The organism is Pseudomonas pseudonitroreducens (assembly GCF_021603645.1).
In the GTDB taxonomy this organism is placed as follows: Bacteria; Pseudomonadota; Gammaproteobacteria; order Pseudomonadales; family Pseudomonadaceae; genus Pseudomonas; species Pseudomonas pseudonitroreducens.
Genome location: NZ_BQHJ01000022.1, coordinates 1 through 16,001 on the forward strand (window position 1 = coordinate 1; position 16,001 = coordinate 16,001).

Annotated in this window: 13 protein-coding genes and 1 tRNA gene; all 14 read left to right on the forward strand. The window is 59.7% G+C overall.

The window, feature by feature from the left end; all coding sequences use genetic code 11:
• On the forward strand, positions 1 to 284 hold a 284-nt coding region (locus L6D89_RS31810; RefSeq protein WP_479685102.1), incomplete at its 5' end, for an EF-Tu C-terminal domain-related protein.
• Positions 285 to 337: 53 nt separating this feature from the next.
• Positions 338 to 413, forward strand: a tRNA-Trp gene (locus L6D89_RS31815).
• A 44-nt stretch (positions 414 to 457) separates the two neighbouring features.
• On the forward strand, positions 458 to 826 hold the full coding sequence (gene secE / locus L6D89_RS31820) for a preprotein translocase subunit SecE (protein ID WP_088421640.1): 369 nt from the start codon (positions 458 to 460) through the stop codon (positions 824 to 826).
• Positions 827 to 835: 9 nt separating this feature from the next.
• The gene (gene nusG, locus L6D89_RS31825; protein ID WP_015475310.1) at positions 836 to 1,369 is read left to right on the forward strand and encodes a transcription termination/antitermination protein NusG; all 534 of its coding nucleotides are present in this window, start codon (positions 836 to 838) and stop codon (positions 1,367 to 1,369) included.
• A gap of 119 nt (positions 1,370 to 1,488) precedes the next feature.
• Positions 1,489 to 1,920, forward strand: a complete 432-nt coding sequence (gene rplK / locus L6D89_RS31830) for a 50S ribosomal protein L11 (protein WP_024767122.1) — start codon at positions 1,489 to 1,491, stop codon at positions 1,918 to 1,920.
• Positions 1,920 to 2,615 (forward strand): 50S ribosomal protein L1, encoded by a 696-nt coding sequence (gene rplA, locus L6D89_RS31835; RefSeq protein ID WP_017516428.1) that lies wholly within the window; start codon positions 1,920 to 1,922, stop codon positions 2,613 to 2,615. Before rplK ends, rplA begins: the two co-directional genes overlap by 1 nt.
• 217 nt (positions 2,616 to 2,832) lie before the next feature.
• Positions 2,833 to 3,333 (forward strand): 50S ribosomal protein L10, encoded by a 501-nt coding sequence (gene rplJ / locus L6D89_RS31840; protein ID WP_015475313.1) that lies wholly within the window; start codon positions 2,833 to 2,835, stop codon positions 3,331 to 3,333.
• Positions 3,334 to 3,409: 76 nt separating this feature from the next.
• Complete coding sequence (gene rplL / locus L6D89_RS31845) at positions 3,410 to 3,778, forward strand: 50S ribosomal protein L7/L12 (protein ID WP_017516430.1); 369 nt, start codon at positions 3,410 to 3,412, stop codon at positions 3,776 to 3,778.
• Positions 3,779 to 4,000: 222 nt separating this feature from the next.
• Entirely contained in the window at positions 4,001 to 8,074 is a 4,074-nt protein-coding gene (rpoB, locus tag L6D89_RS31850) for a DNA-directed RNA polymerase subunit beta (RefSeq protein ID WP_054910991.1), read from the forward strand.
• Positions 8,075 to 8,139: 65 nt separating this feature from the next.
• Entirely contained in the window at positions 8,140 to 12,339 is a 4,200-nt protein-coding gene (gene rpoC, locus L6D89_RS31855) for a DNA-directed RNA polymerase subunit beta' (protein ID WP_236172368.1), read from the forward strand.
• A 154-nt stretch (positions 12,340 to 12,493) separates the two neighbouring features.
• Positions 12,494 to 12,865 (forward strand): 30S ribosomal protein S12, encoded by a 372-nt coding sequence (gene rpsL / locus L6D89_RS31860; RefSeq protein ID WP_015475317.1) that lies wholly within the window; start codon positions 12,494 to 12,496, stop codon positions 12,863 to 12,865.
• 85 nt (positions 12,866 to 12,950) lie between these two features.
• Positions 12,951 to 13,421, forward strand: coding sequence for a 30S ribosomal protein S7 (gene rpsG, locus L6D89_RS31865; protein WP_054910989.1), 471 nt, complete (start codon positions 12,951 to 12,953; stop codon positions 13,419 to 13,421).
• Between the two features lie 30 nt (positions 13,422 to 13,451).
• Complete coding sequence (gene fusA / locus L6D89_RS31870) at positions 13,452 to 15,587, forward strand: elongation factor G (RefSeq protein WP_192435059.1); 2,136 nt, start codon at positions 13,452 to 13,454, stop codon at positions 15,585 to 15,587.
• A 29-nt stretch (positions 15,588 to 15,616) separates the two neighbouring features.
• Positions 15,617 to 16,001 (forward strand): GTP-binding protein (locus tag L6D89_RS31875; RefSeq protein WP_236202290.1); only part of this gene is annotated, 385 nt, incomplete at its 3' end.

The window sequence follows — 16,001 nt, forward strand, 5'->3', positions numbered from 1 at the left end:
CGCACACCAAGTTCGAGTGCGAAGTGTACGTGCTGTCCAAAGAAGAAGGTGGTCGTCACACCCCGTTCTTCAAGGGCTACCGTCCGCAGTTCTACTTCCGTACCACCGACGTAACCGGCAACTGCGAACTGCCGGAAGGCGTTGAGATGGTAATGCCGGGCGACAACGTGAAAATGGTTGTCACCCTGATCGCTCCGATCGCCATGGAAGATGGCCTGCGCTTCGCGATTCGCGAAGGCGGCCGTACCGTTGGTGCCGGCGTGGTTGCCAAGATCATCGAATAATCGATTGATCTTTCCCTATCAGGCCGGCATAATGGTCGGCCTGACTTTGTTCTAGGCCAGTAGCTCAATTGGCAGAGCGGCGGTCTCCAAAACCGCAGGTTGGGGGTTCGATTCCCTCCTGGCCTGCCAGATTTCTCAAGATCTGGCACTTCTTTAAACGGGATTCCTAGCAGATGAATGCGAAGGTAGAAGCCAAAGAGTCGCGTCTTGATCTCTTGAAGTGGCTTGTGGTTGCAGTGCTGGTGGTGGTGGCTGTGGTTGCCAACCAGTATTACTCCGCGCAACCGATCTTCTATCGCGTTCTCGGTATTCTCGTGATGGCGGCTGTTGCAGGTTTCATTGCGCTGCAAACCGTCAAGGGGCGCGCGTTCTTTACTTTGGCTAAAGAAGCTCGCGCCGAGATTCGCAAGGTTGTATGGCCGTCTCGTCAAGAGACAACTCAGACCACGCTGATCGTAGTGGCAGTAGTGCTGGTAATGGCGCTGGTGCTTTGGGGGCTCGACTCCCTGCTGGGTTGGCTGGTTTCCATGATCGTAGGTTAAGGGTGTTCCGTGGCTAAGCGTTGGTACGTTGTGCATGCCTACTCGGGTTACGAGAAGCATGTCATGCGCTCGCTGATCGAGCGGGTCAAACTGGCCGGCATGGAAGACGGGTTTGGTGAGATTCTGGTCCCTACCGAGGAAGTGGTAGAGATGCGGAACGGCCAGAAGCGCAAAAGTGAGCGCAAATTCTTCCCGGGCTATGTCCTGGTGCAGATGGAAATGAACGAGGGTACCTGGCACCTGGTCAAGGATACTCCTCGCGTCATGGGCTTCATTGGTGGTACCGCCGACAAGCCGGCGCCGATCACCGACAAGGAAGCTGATGCCATCCTGCGTCGCGTTGCCGATAGCGGCGACAAGCCCAAGCCGAAGACGCTGTTCGAGCCGGGCGAGACCGTTCGCGTTATCGATGGTCCGTTCGCCGACTTCAATGGTGTCGTCGAAGAAGTTAACTACGAAAAGAGCCGCATCCAGGTCGCTGTGCTCATTTTCGGTCGCTCTACTCCGGTGGAGCTGGAGTTCAGTCAGGTAGAGAAGGTCTAACTGGCACAATGAATCCCACACCCCGCAGCCCTAGGCTGCGGGGTTTTGTCGTCATTGGGATAAACGCGATAGCAACCGGGGAGCCCGTCAGGGCGTTTGACCCGCATTTGGAGTAGCAAATGGCTAAGAAAATCACGGCTTACATCAAGCTGCAAGTTAAGGCCGGCCAGGCCAACCCGTCGCCGCCCGTGGGCCCTGCTCTGGGTCAGCACGGCGTGAACATCATGGAATTCTGCAAGGCGTTCAACGCCAAGACCCAAGGCCAAGAGCCGGGTCTGCCGACTCCTGTGATCATCACCGTTTACAGCGACCGTAGCTTCACCTTCGAAACCAAGAGCACCCCGGCTGCCGTCCTGCTGAAGAAAGCAGCTGGCATCACCAGCGGTTCCGCTCGTCCGAACTCTCAGAAAGTCGGCACCGTTACCCGTGCCCAGCTGGAAGAGATCGCCAAGGCCAAGCAGGCTGACCTGACCGCTGCTGACCTGGACGCTGCCGTACGCACCATTGCTGGCTCCGCGCGCAGCATGGGCCTGAACGTGGAGGGTGTGTAATGGCTAAGCTGACCAAGCGTCAAAAGGCTATCGCCGAGAAGGTTGAAGCGGGCAAGCAATACGGCTTCGAAGATGCCGCCAAGCTGCTGGCCGAGCTGTCGACCATCAAGTTCAAGGAGTCCGTGGACATCGCCATCAATCTGGGCGTTGATCCGCGTAAATCCGACCAGGTCGTACGTGGCGCCACCGTTCTGCCGAACGGTACCGGCAAATCCGTACGCGTTGCCGTCTTCACCCAGGGTCCTGGTGTTGAAGCTGCCCTGGCTGCTGGTGCAGACAAGGTTGGCATGGACGAGCTGGCTGCCGAAATGAAAGCCGGCGACCTGAACTACGACGTCGTCATCGCCTCCCCGGACGCGATGCGTGTTGTTGGCCAGCTGGGTCAGGTTCTCGGCCCGCGCGGTCTGATGCCGAACCCGAAAGTCGGCACCGTGACCCCGGACGTCGCCACCGCTGTCAAGAACGCCAAAGCCGGTCAGGTACGTTTCCGTACCGACAAGAACGGCATCATCCACGCTTCCGTTGGCAAGATCGACTTCGAGCCGGTCAAGCTGAAGCAGAACGTGGAAGCGCTGCTGAGCGATCTGAAGCGTCTGAAGCCGTCCTCCTCGAAGGGCGTGTATGTTCAGCGCGTAACCCTGAGCACCACCATGGGCCCGGGTCTGCAGATCGATCAGGCTTCGCTGGAAGGCTGATGAACTAAGTCGGACAGTGGGTTCGCCCACTGTTCGCAGGTATTGGGGTCCCTGCCTGGCGGGGGCTATCCAAGACCGTAGGCGGCGCAAGCCTTAAACCCGGGAGGTAAACCTCTCAAGCCTACGCAGATGGTGCTCCCGATTCGTTTACCGAATCAGACACCAAAACGCCGTCCGGCTCAGGCTGGACGAATCGGTAACATCCAGGAGTAAACCCGTGGCAATTAAACTCGAAGACAAGAAGGCCATCGTCGCTGAAGTCAACGAGGCTGCCAAAGCCGGTCTGTCCGCTGTCGTGGTTGATGCACGCGGCGTGACTGTCGGCGCTATGACCGGACTCCGTAAAGAGGCCCGCGCAGCTGGTGTGTACGTGAAAGTCGTACGTAACACCCTGCTCAAGCGCGCCGTTGAAGGCACTCAGTTTGAAGTGCTCAACGACGTGTTCAAGGGCCCGACCCTGATTGCTTTCTCCAACGAACATCCGGGCGCTGCCGCTCGTATCTTCAAGGAGTTTGCCAAGGGTCAGGACAAGTTCGAGATCAAGGCGGCCGCGTTCGAGGGTCAGTTCCTCGCAGCCAATCAGATCGACGTGCTGGCGACCCTGCCGACCTACAACGAAGCTGTTGCACAGCTGATGAGCGTGATTCAAGGCGCTACCAGCAAGCTGGCTCGTACTCTGGCGGCAATTCGCGATCAGAAAGAAGCTACCGCAGCCTAAGGCTCGGCATCTCCTTTCAACCTTTTTTGTTTAATTCGATGGCCTTAGGCCGTCACCCAATACAGGAATTAGAGTCATGGCTCTGACCAACGAAGACATCATCTCCGCCGTATCCGAAATGTCCGTCATGCAGATCGTTGAACTGATCAAGGCGATGGAAGAGAAGTTCGGCGTTACCGCTGCTGCCGCTACCGTTGCTGCTGCCGGCCCGGCTGCTGCCGCTGCTGAAGAGCAGACCGAGTTCACCATCGTCCTGGCCGAAGCTGGCGACAAGAAAGTGAACGTGATCAAGGTCGTTCGTGAACTGACCGGCCTGGGCCTGAAAGAAGCCAAGGCTGTCGTTGACGGCGCCCCGGGCGTGGTCAAGGAAGGCGCTTCGAAAGAAGAAGCCGAAGCTGCCAAGAAAGCCCTGGAAGAAGCAGGCGCCAAGGTCGAGCTCAAGTAAGTTCGTACCTTGCGTCGACAGCCCGAGCGTTAAGCGACAGGCTGATGGCTGGTGGCAAATGCCACCGGCCTTTTTCCGTTATGGGTGGGGTGCCGTGGGTGCCCCTCCATAACGTGAAAATCCCGCCACGACTGGCGGCGCAAACCAAGGGTTTGCACGATTTTGGGCTGCTCCCCGCGCGGGAGAGGCCAATCAAGCAGGTGACCAAGCTGGGGAACGCTGATGGCTTACTCATACACTGAGAAAAAACGTATCCGCAAGGACTTTAGCAAGTTGCCGGACGTCATGGATGTGCCGTATTTGCTGGCCATCCAGCTGGATTCCTATCGCGAATTCCTGCAGGCCGGCGCGAGCAAGGACCAGGTTCGAGACATCGGCCTGCATGCGGCCTTCAAGTCCGTTTTCCCGATTATCAGCTATTCCGGCAATGCTGCCCTGGAATACGTCGGCTACCGCCTCGGTGAGCCGGCCTTCGATGTCAAGGAATGCGTGCTGCGTGGTGTGACCTTCGCGGTCCCGCTGCGTGTGAAAGTGCGCCTGATCATTTTCGACAAAGAATCGTCGAACAAAGCGATCAAGGACATCAAGGAACAAGAAGTCTACATGGGGGAAATCCCCCTGATGACCGAGAACGGTACCTTCATCATCAACGGTACCGAGCGCGTCATCGTTTCCCAGCTGCACCGTTCCCCGGGTGTGTTCTTCGACCACGACCGTGGCAAGACCCACAGCTCCGGCAAGCTGCTGTACTCCGCTCGTATCATTCCTTACCGCGGTTCGTGGCTCGACTTCGAGTTCGATCCGAAGGACTGCGTGTTCGTTCGTATCGACCGTCGCCGCAAACTGCCGGCTTCGGTCCTGCTGCGCGCGCTGAACTACAGCACCGAGGAAATCCTCAACGCGTTCTATGACACCAACGTCTACCAGATCAAGGGCGAGACCCTGAACCTGGAACTGGTGCCGTCGCGTCTGCGTGGCGAGATCGCCAGCTTCGACATCAAGGATGCTGCCGGCAAGGTCATCGTTGAAGCGGGCCGCCGTATCACTGCGCGCCACATCAACCAGCTCGAGAAGGCCGGCATCAGCCAGCTGGAAGTGCCGTTCGACTACCTGATTGGCCGTACCGTAGCCAAGGCTGTCGTGCATCCGGCCACCGGCGAGATCATTGCCGAGTGCAACACCGAGCTGACCGTCGACGCCCTGGCCAAGATCGCCAAGGCCCAGGTCGCGCGCCTGGAAACGCTGTACACCAACGACATCGACTGCGGACCGTTCATCTCCGACACGCTGAAGATCGACTCCACCAGCAACCAACTGGAAGCGCTGGTCGAGATCTATCGCATGATGCGTCCCGGCGAGCCGCCGACCAAGGAAGCTGCCGAGACCCTGTTCGGCAACCTGTTCTTCAGCGCCGAGCGTTACGACCTGTCCGCCGTTGGCCGCATGAAGTTCAACCGCCGCATCGGTCGTTCCGAGATCGAAGGCGCCGGCGTCCTGAGCAAGGAAGACATCGTCGAGGTCCTCAAGACCCTGGTTGCCATCCGTAACGGTAAAGGCATCGTCGACGACATCGACCACCTGGGTAACCGTCGCGTCCGTTGCGTCGGCGAGATGGCCGAGAACCAGTTCCGCGTTGGCCTGGTGCGTGTAGAGCGCGCGGTCAAGGAACGTCTGTCGATGGCCGAAAGCGAAGGCCTGATGCCGCAGGACCTGATCAACGCCAAGCCGGTGGCTGCCGCGATCAAGGAATTCTTCGGCTCCAGCCAGCTGTCGCAGTTCATGGACCAGAACAACCCGCTCTCCGAGATCACCCACAAGCGCCGTGTCTCCGCACTCGGCCCGGGTGGTCTGACCCGTGAGCGCGCAGGCTTCGAGGTTCGTGACGTACACCCGACCCACTACGGCCGTGTGTGCCCGATCGAAACCCCTGAAGGTCCGAACATCGGTCTGATCAACTCCCTGGCCACCTACGCCCGCACCAACAAGTACGGCTTCCTGGAAAGCCCGTACCGCGTGGTGAAGGAAGGTCTGGTCAGCGACGACATCGTCTTCCTGTCCGCAATCGAAGAAGCTGACCATGTCATCGCTCAGGCGTCCGCGACCCTGAACGAAAAGGGCCAGCTGATCGACGAACTGGTTGCCGTCCGTCACCTGAACGAATTCACCGTGAAGGCGCCGGAAGACGTCACCCTCATGGACGTATCGCCGAAGCAGGTCGTTTCCGTCGCTGCCTCGCTGATTCCGTTCCTCGAGCACGACGACGCCAACCGTGCACTCATGGGTTCGAACATGCAGCGTCAGGCTGTACCGACTCTGCGCGCCGACAAGCCGCTGGTAGGTACCGGCATGGAGCGCAACGTCGCCCGTGACTCCGGCGTCTGCGTGGTAGCTCGTCGTGGTGGCGTGATCGACTCGGTCGATGCCAGCCGTATCGTTGTGCGTGTGAACGACGATGAAGTCGAGACTGGCGAAGCCGGTGTCGACATCTACAACCTGACCAAGTACACCCGTTCCAACCAGAACACCTGCATCAACCAGCGTCCGCTGGTGCAGAAGGGTGATCAGGTTTCGCGCAGCGACATCCTGGCCGACGGCCCGTCCACCGACATGGGTGAACTGGCTCTGGGTCAGAACATGCGCGTAGCGTTCATGCCCTGGAACGGCTTCAACTTCGAAGACTCCATCTGCCTGTCCGAGCGCGTGGTCCAGGAAGATCGTTTCACCACGATCCACATCCAGGAACTGACCTGCGTTGCCCGTGACACCAAGCTCGGCCCAGAAGAAATCACCGCGGACATCCCGAACGTGGGTGAGGCTGCGCTGAACAAGCTGGACGAAGCAGGCATCGTCTACGTCGGCGCCGAAGTACAGGCCGGCGACATCCTGGTTGGCAAGGTCACTCCGAAAGGCGAGACCCAGCTGACTCCGGAAGAGAAGCTGCTGCGCGCGATCTTCGGTGAGAAGGCGTCCGACGTGAAGGACACCTCCCTGCGTGTGCCGACCGGCACCAAGGGCACCGTCATCGACGTACAGGTCTTCACCCGCGATGGCGTGGAGCGCGATAGCCGTGCCCTGTCCATCGAGAAGATGCAGCTGGACGAGATCCGCAAGGACCTGAACGAAGAGTTCCGCATCGTCGAAGGCGCAACCTTCGAGCGTCTGCGTTCCGCTCTGGTCGGTGCCAAGGCCGACGGCGGTCCTGCCCTGAAGAAAGGCGCAGAGATCACCGACGAGTACCTGGACGGCCTCGAGCGCGGCCAGTGGTTCAAGCTGCGCATGGCGGAAGATGCTCTGAACGAGCAGCTGGAGAAGGCCCAGGCCTACATCAGCGACCGCCGTCAGATGCTCGACGACAAGTTCGAAGACAAGAAGCGCAAGCTGCAGCAGGGCGACGACCTGGCTCCGGGCGTACTGAAGATCGTCAAGGTCTACCTCGCTATCAAGCGCCGCATCCAGCCGGGCGACAAGATGGCGGGCCGCCACGGTAACAAGGGTGTGGTCTCCGTGATCATGCCGGTCGAAGACATGCCGCACGATGCCAACGGCACTCCGGTGGATATCGTTCTGAACCCGCTGGGCGTACCGTCGCGTATGAACGTCGGCCAGATCCTCGAAACCCACCTGGGCCTCGCGGCCAAGGGCCTGGGCGAGAAGATCAACCGCATGCTCGAAGAGCAGCGCAAGATCGCCGAGCTGCGTGTCTTCCTGAACGAGATCTACAACGAGATCGGCGGCCGCCAGGAGAGCCTGGACGAGCTGAACGATAACGAGATCCTCGCTCTGGCCAACAACCTCAAGGGCGGCGTGCCCATGGCTACCCCGGTGTTCGACGGTGCCAAGGAGCGCGAGATCAAGGCCATGCTGAAGCTGGCCGATCTGCCGGAGAGCGGTCAGATGCGTCTGTATGACGGCCGCACCGGCAACCAGTTCGAGCGTACGACCACTGTTGGTTACATGTACATGCTCAAGCTGAACCACCTGGTCGATGACAAGATGCACGCACGTTCCACCGGCTCCTACAGCCTGGTTACCCAGCAGCCGCTGGGTGGTAAGGCGCAGTTCGGTGGCCAGCGTTTCGGGGAGATGGAGGTCTGGGCGCTGGAAGCCTACGGTGCCGCCTACACCCTGCAGGAAATGCTGACCGTGAAGTCGGACGACGTGAACGGCCGTACCAAGATGTACAAGAACATCGTGGACGGAGATCACCGCATGGAGGCCGGCATGCCCGAGTCCTTCAACGTGTTGATCAAAGAGATCCGCTCGCTCGGCATCGATATCGAACTGGAAACCGAATAACACGTGACGTCAAACGGTGCGGCTGGTCAAGGCCGGTCGCACCGGGTCCGTGAGGAGGAAAGGCCTTGAAAGACTTGCTTAATCTGTTGAAAAACCAGGGTCAGATCGAAGAGTTCGATGCCATCCGTATTGGCCTGGCCTCGCCCGAGATGATCCGTTCCTGGTCCTTCGGCGAAGTCAAGAAGCCGGAGACCATCAACTACCGTACCTTCAAGCCGGAGCGCGATGGTCTGTTCTGCGCCAAGATCTTTGGCCCGGTGAAGGACTATGAGTGCCTGTGCGGTAAGTACAAGCGCCTCAAGCACCGCGGTGTGATCTGCGAGAAGTGCGGCGTCGAAGTCGCGCTGGCCAAGGTGCGCCGTGAGCGCATGGGCCACATCGAGCTGGCCTCGCCGGTCGCCCACATCTGGTTCCTGAAGTCCCTGCCGTCCCGTATTGGCCTGCTGCTGGACATGACCCTGCGTGACATCGAACGCGTGCTCTATTTCGAGAGCTACGTGGTGATCGATCCGGGCATGACTACCCTGGAGAAGGGCCAGCTGCTGAACGACGAGCAGTACTTCGAAGCCCTCGAAGAGTTCGGTGACGACTTCGACGCCCGCATGGGTGCGGAAGCCGTTCGCGAACTGCTCAACGCTATCGATCTGGAGCACGAGATCGGCCGCCTGCGCGAAGAAATTCCGCAGACCAACTCGGAAACCAAGATCAAGAAGCTGTCCAAGCGCCTGAAGCTGATGGAAGCCTTCCAGGGCTCCGGCAACCATCCCGAGTGGATGGTGCTGACCGTCCTGCCGGTGCTGCCGCCGGACCTGCGTCCGCTGGTTCCGCTGGATGGCGGCCGCTTCGCGACTTCGGATCTGAACGATCTGTATCGCCGCGTGATCAACCGTAACAACCGTCTGAAGCGCCTGCTCGACCTGGCTGCTCCGGACATCATCGTGCGCAACGAAAAGCGCATGCTGCAGGAAGCCGTCGACGCCCTGCTGGACAACGGCCGTCGTGGCCGTGCCATCACCGGCTCGAACAAGCGCCCGCTGAAGTCCCTGGCCGACATGATCAAGGGCAAGCAGGGTCGCTTCCGTCAGAACCTGCTCGGCAAGCGCGTGGACTACTCCGGCCGTTCGGTAATTACCGTAGGTCCGACCCTGCGTCTGCACCAGTGCGGTCTGCCGAAGAAAATGGCCCTGGAGCTGTTCAAGCCGTTCATCTTCGGCAAGCTGGAAGGTCGTGGCATGGCCACCACCATCAAGGCCGCCAAGAAGATGGTCGAGCGCGAGCTGCCGGAAGTGTGGGACGTTCTCGCCGAAGTCATCCGCGAACACCCCGTACTGCTGAACCGTGCGCCGACTCTGCACCGTCTGGGCATCCAGGCGTTCGAGCCGGTACTGATCGAAGGTAAAGCCATCCAGCTGCACCCGCTGGTCTGCGCCGCGTACAACGCCGACTTCGACGGTGACCAGATGGCCGTGCACGTTCCGCTGACCCTCGAGGCTCAGCTGGAAGCGCGCGCGCTGATGATGTCCACCAACAACATTCTGTCGCCCGCCAACGGCGAGCCGATCATCGTTCCGTCGCAGGACGTGGTAATGGGTCTGTACTACATGACCCGTGAAGCGATCAACGCGAAGGGCGAGGGCATGGCTTTCGCAGACTTGCAGGAAGTTGACCGCGCGTACCGCAGCGGCCAGGTGTCCCTGCACGCCCGCGTAAAAGTGCGCATCAACGAGAAGATCAAGAACGAGGACGGCAGCCTGACCGCCAACACTCGTATCGTCGATTCCACCGTTGGCCGTGCGCTGCTGTTCCAGGTCGTGCCGGCAGGTCTGCCGTTCGACGTGGTCAACCAGTCGATGAAGAAGAAGGCGATCTCCAAGCTGATCAACCACTGCTATCGCGTGGTCGGTCTGAAGGACACCGTCATCTTCGCTGACCAGCTGATGTACACCGGCTTCGCCTATTCGACCATCTCCGGCGTGTCGATTGGCGTGAACGACTTCGTCATCCCGGACGAAAAGGCTCGCATCATCGATGCCGCCACCGAGGAAGTGAAGGAGATCGAGAGCCAGTACGCCTCCGGCCTGGTAACCCAGGGCGAGAAGTACAACAAGGTGATCGACCTCTGGTCCAAGGCCAACGACGAAGTCTCCAAGGCGATGATGGCCAACCTCTCGAAAGAGAAGGTGACCGATCGCGAAGGCAAGCAGGTCGACCAGGAGTCCTTCAACTCCATGTACATGATGGCGGACTCCGGTGCGCGGGGCTCCGCGGCCCAGATCCGTCAGCTGGCCGGTATGCGTGGCCTGATGGCCAAGCCGGACGGCTCCATCATCGAGACCCCGATCACCGCGAACTTCCGTGAAGGCCTGAACGTACTCCAGTACTTCATCTCCACTCACGGTGCTCGTAAAGGTCTGGCGGATACCGCACTGAAGACTGCGAACTCCGGTTACCTGACCCGTCGTCTCGTCGACGTGGCCCAGGACCTGGTAGTGACCGAGATCGACTGCGGCACCGAGCATGGCCTGGTCATGTCCCCGCACATCGAAGGCGGCGACGTAGTAGAGCCGCTGGGTGAGCGTGTACTCGGCCGCGTGATCGCTCGCGACGTGTTCAAGCCGGGCAGCGACGACGTGATCGTCGAAGCCGGTACCCTGATCGACGAGAAGTGGGTCGATTTCCTCGAGCAGATGAGCGTCGACGAAGTCGTTGTGCGTTCGCCGATCACCTGCGAAACCCGTCACGGCATCTGCGCCATGTGCTACGGCCGCGATCTGGCCCGTGGTCACCGCGTGAACATCGGTGAGGCTGTCGGCGTTATCGCTGCCCAGTCGATCGGTGAGCCGGGTACCCAGCTGACCATGCGTACCTTCCACATCGGTGGTGCGGCCAGCCGTACTTCCGCCGTGGACAACGTCCAGGTCAAGAATGGCGGCACCATCCGCCTGCACAACCTGAAGCACGTAGAGCGTGCCGATGGCGCCCTGGTAGCGGTTTCCCGTTCCGGTGAGCTGGCGGTAGCCGACGACTTCGGTCGTGAGCGCGAGCGCTACAAGCTGCCGTACGGTGCGGTGATTTCCGTGAAGGAAGGTGACAAGGTCGATCCGGGCGCCATCGTCGCCAAGTGGGACCCGCACACCCACCCGATCGTCACCGAGATGGACGGCACCGTGGCCTTCGTGGGCATGGAAGAGGGCATCACCATCAAGCGCCAGACCGACGAACTGACCGGTCTGACCAACATTGAAGTGATGGATCCGAAGGATCGTCCGGCTGCCGGCAAGGACATCCGTCCGGCCGTGAAGCTGATCGACGCCGCAGGCAAGGATCTGCTGCTGCCGGGTACCGACGTGCCGGCTCAGTACTTCCTGCCGGCGAACGCCCTGGTCAACCTCAACGATGGCGCGAAAGTGCGTATCGGTGACGTTATCGCGCGTATCCCGCAGGAAACCTCGAAGACCCGCGACATTACCGGTGGTCTGCCGCGTGTTGCCGACCTGTTCGAAGCTCGTCGTCCGAAAGAGCCTTCGATCCTGGCGGAAATCAGCGGCACCATTTCCTTCGGCAAGGAAACCAAGGGCAAGCGCCGCCTGGTCATCACTCCCACCGACGGTAGCGATCCGTACGAGGAGCTGATTCCGAAGTGGCGTCACCTGAACGTGTTCGAAGGTGAACAGGTAAGCCGTGGTGAAGTGATCTCCGACGGCCCGAGCAACCCGCACGACATTCTCCGTCTGCTGGGTGTGAGCTCGCTGGCCAAGTACATCGTCAACGAGATCCAGGACGTTTACCGTCTGCAGGGCGTGAAGATCAACGACAAGCACATCGAGACCATCCTGCGCCAGATGCTGCGCAAGGTCGAAGTGGCCGAGTCGGGCGATTCGACCTTCATCAAGGGCGACCAGGTCGAACTGGTTCACGTGCTGGAAGAGAACGAAGTGCTGGGTACCCAGGACAAGTTCCCGGCCAAGTACGAGCGCGTTCTGCTGGGTATCACCAAGGCCTCGCTGTCCACCGAGTCGTTCATCTCGGCGGCATCCTTCCAGGAGACCACCCGCGTCCTCACCGAGGCGGCGGTCACCGGCAAGCGCGACTTCCTGCGCGGCCTGAAGGAGAACGTGGTCGTGGGTCGTCTGATCCCGGCAGGTACCGGTCTGGCTTACCACAGCGAGCGCAAGCGTCAGCGCGAACTCGGCAAACCGCAGCGCGTGAGCGCGAGCGAGGCCGAAGCAGCACTGGCCGAAGCGCTCAATCTGAGCGGTAACTAAGCCTCAAACGAAGCCCCGGTTGTCTTGACAACCGGGGCTTTGTCTTGACTGGATTCCGGAAGCTCTTTAGTATCTTGTACCCCGAAAATTGGCAGGGCGCATGCTCTGCCCATTTTCGTTTTTAAGTGTCGTAAGACAATCAGTGGAGCTATAGATGGCAACTATCAACCAGCTGGTGCGCAAACCGCGCAAGCGCCTGGTAGACAAGAGCGGCGTTCCTGCCCTGCAGAACTGCCCTCAGCGTCGCGGCGTATGCACCCGCGTATACACCACCACCCCGAAGAAGCCGAACTCCGCACTGCGTAAAGTGTGCCGTGTTCGTCTGACCAACGGTTTCGAGGTTTCCTCGTACATCGGCGGTGAAGGTCACAACCTGCAAGAGCACAGCGTAGTGCTGATCCGTGGCGGTCGTGTAAAAGACCTTCCGGGTGTGCGTTACCACACCGTGCGCGGTTCGCTGGACACCTCCGGTGTCAAAGACCGTAAGCAGGGTCGTTCGAAGTACGGCGCGAAGCGTCCGAAGTAATTTTGTTTTCCTATTTGCTGAGTCGATAAGAGTAAGGTCGGGCATTGAGTCCCGGATTACCTGAAGACCGTTTGAGGGCTTATCAATGCCAAGACGTCGTGTAGCGGCCAAACGTGAGATCCTGGCCGATCCGAAATACGGAAGCCAGATTCTGGCGAAGTTCATGAACCACGTGATGGAAAGCGGCAAGAAAGCCGTTGCCGAGCGTATCGTTTACGGTGCTCTGGACAAGGTCAAAGAGCGCGGTAAAGGCGACCCCCTGGAAATCTTCGAGAAAGCACTCGACGCCATCGCTCCGCTGGTCGAAGTGAAGTCCCGCCGTGTCGGCGGTGCTACCTACCAGGTTCCGGTCGAAGTACGTCCGTCCCGTCGTAATGCACTGGCCATGCGCTGGCTGGTGGACTTCGCCCGCAAGCGTGGCGAGAAGTCCATGGCTCTGCGTCTCGCTGGCGAACTGATGGATGCCGCTGAAGGTAAAGGCGCCGCCGTCAAGAAGCGTGAAGACGTGCACCGTATGGCCGAGGCCAACAAAGCGTTCTCGCACTACCGCTTCTAATTACGGCTTCAACACTTCTGCGAGGGCTTTATGGCTCGTAATACAGCAATCAACCGCTACCGGAACATTGGTATCTGTGCCCACGTTGACGCGGGCAAGACCACCACCACCGAGCGGATCCTGTTCTACACAGGTCTCAGCCACAAGATGGGTGAGGTGCACGACGGCGCTGCTACCACCGACTGGATGGTGCAGGAGCAGGAGCGTGGTATCACCATCACCTCCGCTGCGATCACCACCTTCTGGGAAGGTTCGCGCGGCCAGTACGACAAGTACCGCGTAAACGTCATCGACACCCCCGGCCACGTAGACTTCACCATTGAAGTTGAGCGCTCCCTGCGCGTACTGGACGGCGCCGTCGTTGTGTTCTGCGGCACCTCCGGCGTTGAGCCGCAGTCCGAAACCGTATGGCGTCAAGCCAACAAATACGGTGTTCCGCGTATCGTTTACGTGAACAAGATGGACCGCGCCGGCGCCAACTTCCTGCGCGTCGTCGGTCAGATCAAGAACCGCCTGGGTCATACCCCGGTTCCGGTTCAGCTGGCTATCGGTGCAGAAGATGACTTCCAGGGTCAGGTTGACCTGCTGAAGATGAAGGCCATCTACTGGAACGAAGACGACAAAGGCACTTCCTACCGCGAAGAAGAAATTCCCGCGGACATGGTTGAGCTGGCCACCGAGTGGCGCAACAACATGGTCGAGGCTGCTGCCGAAGCCAACGAAGAGCTGATGAACAAGTACCTGGAAGAGGGTGAGCTGTCGATCGAAGAGATCAAGGCTGGCCTGCGTCTGCGTACCATCGCTTGCGAAATCGTACCGGCTGTCTGTGGCTCCTCGTTCAAGAACAAGGGCGTTCCCCTGGTTCTCGACGCCGTCATCGACTTCCTGCCTGCTCCGACCGAGATCCCTGCGATCCAGGGTATCCACCCGGATCACATTGACGACGGCGACGATGCTCCGAAAGACGAGCGTCCGGCTGACGACAATGCTCCGTTCTCGGCTCTGGCATTCAAGATCGCCACTGACCCGTTCGTAGGTACTCTGACCTTCGTTCGCGTCTACTCGGGCGTTCTGGAGTCCGGTAACTCGGTTATCAACTCCGTGAAAGGCAAGAAAGAGCGCGTTGGTCGTATGGTGCAGATGCACGCCAACCAGCGTGACGAGATCAAAGAAGTACGCGCTGGCGACATCGCTGCTCTGATCGGCATGAAGGACGTCACCACTGGTGACACCCTGTGCGACATCGAGAAGCCGATCATCCTCGAGCGTATGGACTTCCCGGAGCCTGTGATCTCGGTAGCTGTTGAGCCGAAGACCAAGGCTGACCAGGAGAAGATGGGCATCGCCCTCGGCAAGCTGGCTCAGGAAGACCCGTCGTTCCGCGTCAAGACCGACGAAGAAACCGGCCAGACCATCATCTCCGGTATGGGTGAGCTGCACCTGGACATCCTCGTCGACCGCATGAAGCGTGAATTCGGCGTTGAGGCGAACATCGGCAAGCCGCAGGTTTCGTACCGCGAAACCATCTCGAAAGACAACATCGAGATCGAAGGCAAGTTCGTTCGTCAGTCCGGTGGTCGTGGTCAGTTCGGTCACTGCTGGATTCGTTTCTCGACTCCGGACGTGGACGACAAGGGCAACATCACTGAAGGCCTGGTCTTCACCAACGAAGTCGTGGGCGGTGTGGTTCCGAAGGAATACATCCCGGCCATCCAGAAGGGCATCGAAGAGCAGATGAAGAACGGCGTTGTCGCCGGCTATCCGCTGATCGGCCTGAAGGCGACCGTCTTCGATGGTTCCTACCACGACGTCGACTCCAACGAGATGGCGTTCAAGATCGCTGCTTCCATGGCGACCAAGCAGCTGGCCCAGAAGGGCGGCGGCAAGGTTCTGGAGCCGATCATGAAGGTGGAAGTGGTGACTCCTGAGGACTACATGGGTGACGTGATGGGTGACCTGAACCGTCGTCGTGGTCTGATTCAGGGGATGGAAGACTCGGTTTCCGGTAAGGTTATCCGTGCCGAGGTTCCGCTGGGCGAGATGTTCGGTTATGCAACCGACGTGCGTTCCATGTCCCAGGGTCGCGCTAGCTACTCCATGGAATTCTCCAAGTATGCTGAAGCTCCGGCGAACGTCGTCGAAGCTCTGGCCAAAAAACAAGCTTGATTCAGCTCTTTTAGTAAGAGGTTACTCTCGTGGCTAAAGAAAAATTTGAACGTAACAAACCGCACGTCAACGTCGGCACCATCGGTCACGTTGACCACGGCAAAACCACTCTGACCGCTGCTCTGACCAAGGTCTGCTCCGAGACCTGGGGCGGCTCCGCTCGCGCTTTCGACCAGATCGACAACGCGCCGGAAGAGAAGGCTCGTGGTATCACCATCAACACCTCTCACGTTGAATACGACTCGCCGGTACGCCACTACGCTCACGTAGACTGCCCGGGTCACGCTGACTACGTGAAGAACATGATCACCGGTGCTGCCCAGATGGACGGCGCGATCCTGGTTTGCTCGGCTGCTGACGGCCCCATGCCGCAGACCCGCGAGCACATCCTGCTGTCCCGTCAGGTAGGCGTTC

Coding starts and splice junctions, on each gene's coding strand:
- secE (WP_088421640.1), top strand. CDS start 458: ATGAATGCGAAGGTAGAAGCCAAAGAGTCGCGTCTTGATCTCTTGAAG.
- rplK (WP_024767122.1), top strand. CDS start 1,489: ATGGCTAAGAAAATCACGGCTTACATCAAGCTGCAAGTTAAGGCCGGC.
- rplA (WP_017516428.1), top strand. CDS start 1,920: ATGGCTAAGCTGACCAAGCGTCAAAAGGCTATCGCCGAGAAGGTTGAA.
- rplL (WP_017516430.1), top strand. CDS start 3,410: ATGGCTCTGACCAACGAAGACATCATCTCCGCCGTATCCGAAATGTCC.
- rpoB (WP_054910991.1), top strand. CDS start 4,001: ATGGCTTACTCATACACTGAGAAAAAACGTATCCGCAAGGACTTTAGC.
- rpsL (WP_015475317.1), top strand. CDS start 12,494: ATGGCAACTATCAACCAGCTGGTGCGCAAACCGCGCAAGCGCCTGGTA.
- rpsG (WP_054910989.1), top strand. CDS start 12,951: ATGCCAAGACGTCGTGTAGCGGCCAAACGTGAGATCCTGGCCGATCCG.
- fusA (WP_192435059.1), top strand. CDS start 13,452: ATGGCTCGTAATACAGCAATCAACCGCTACCGGAACATTGGTATCTGT.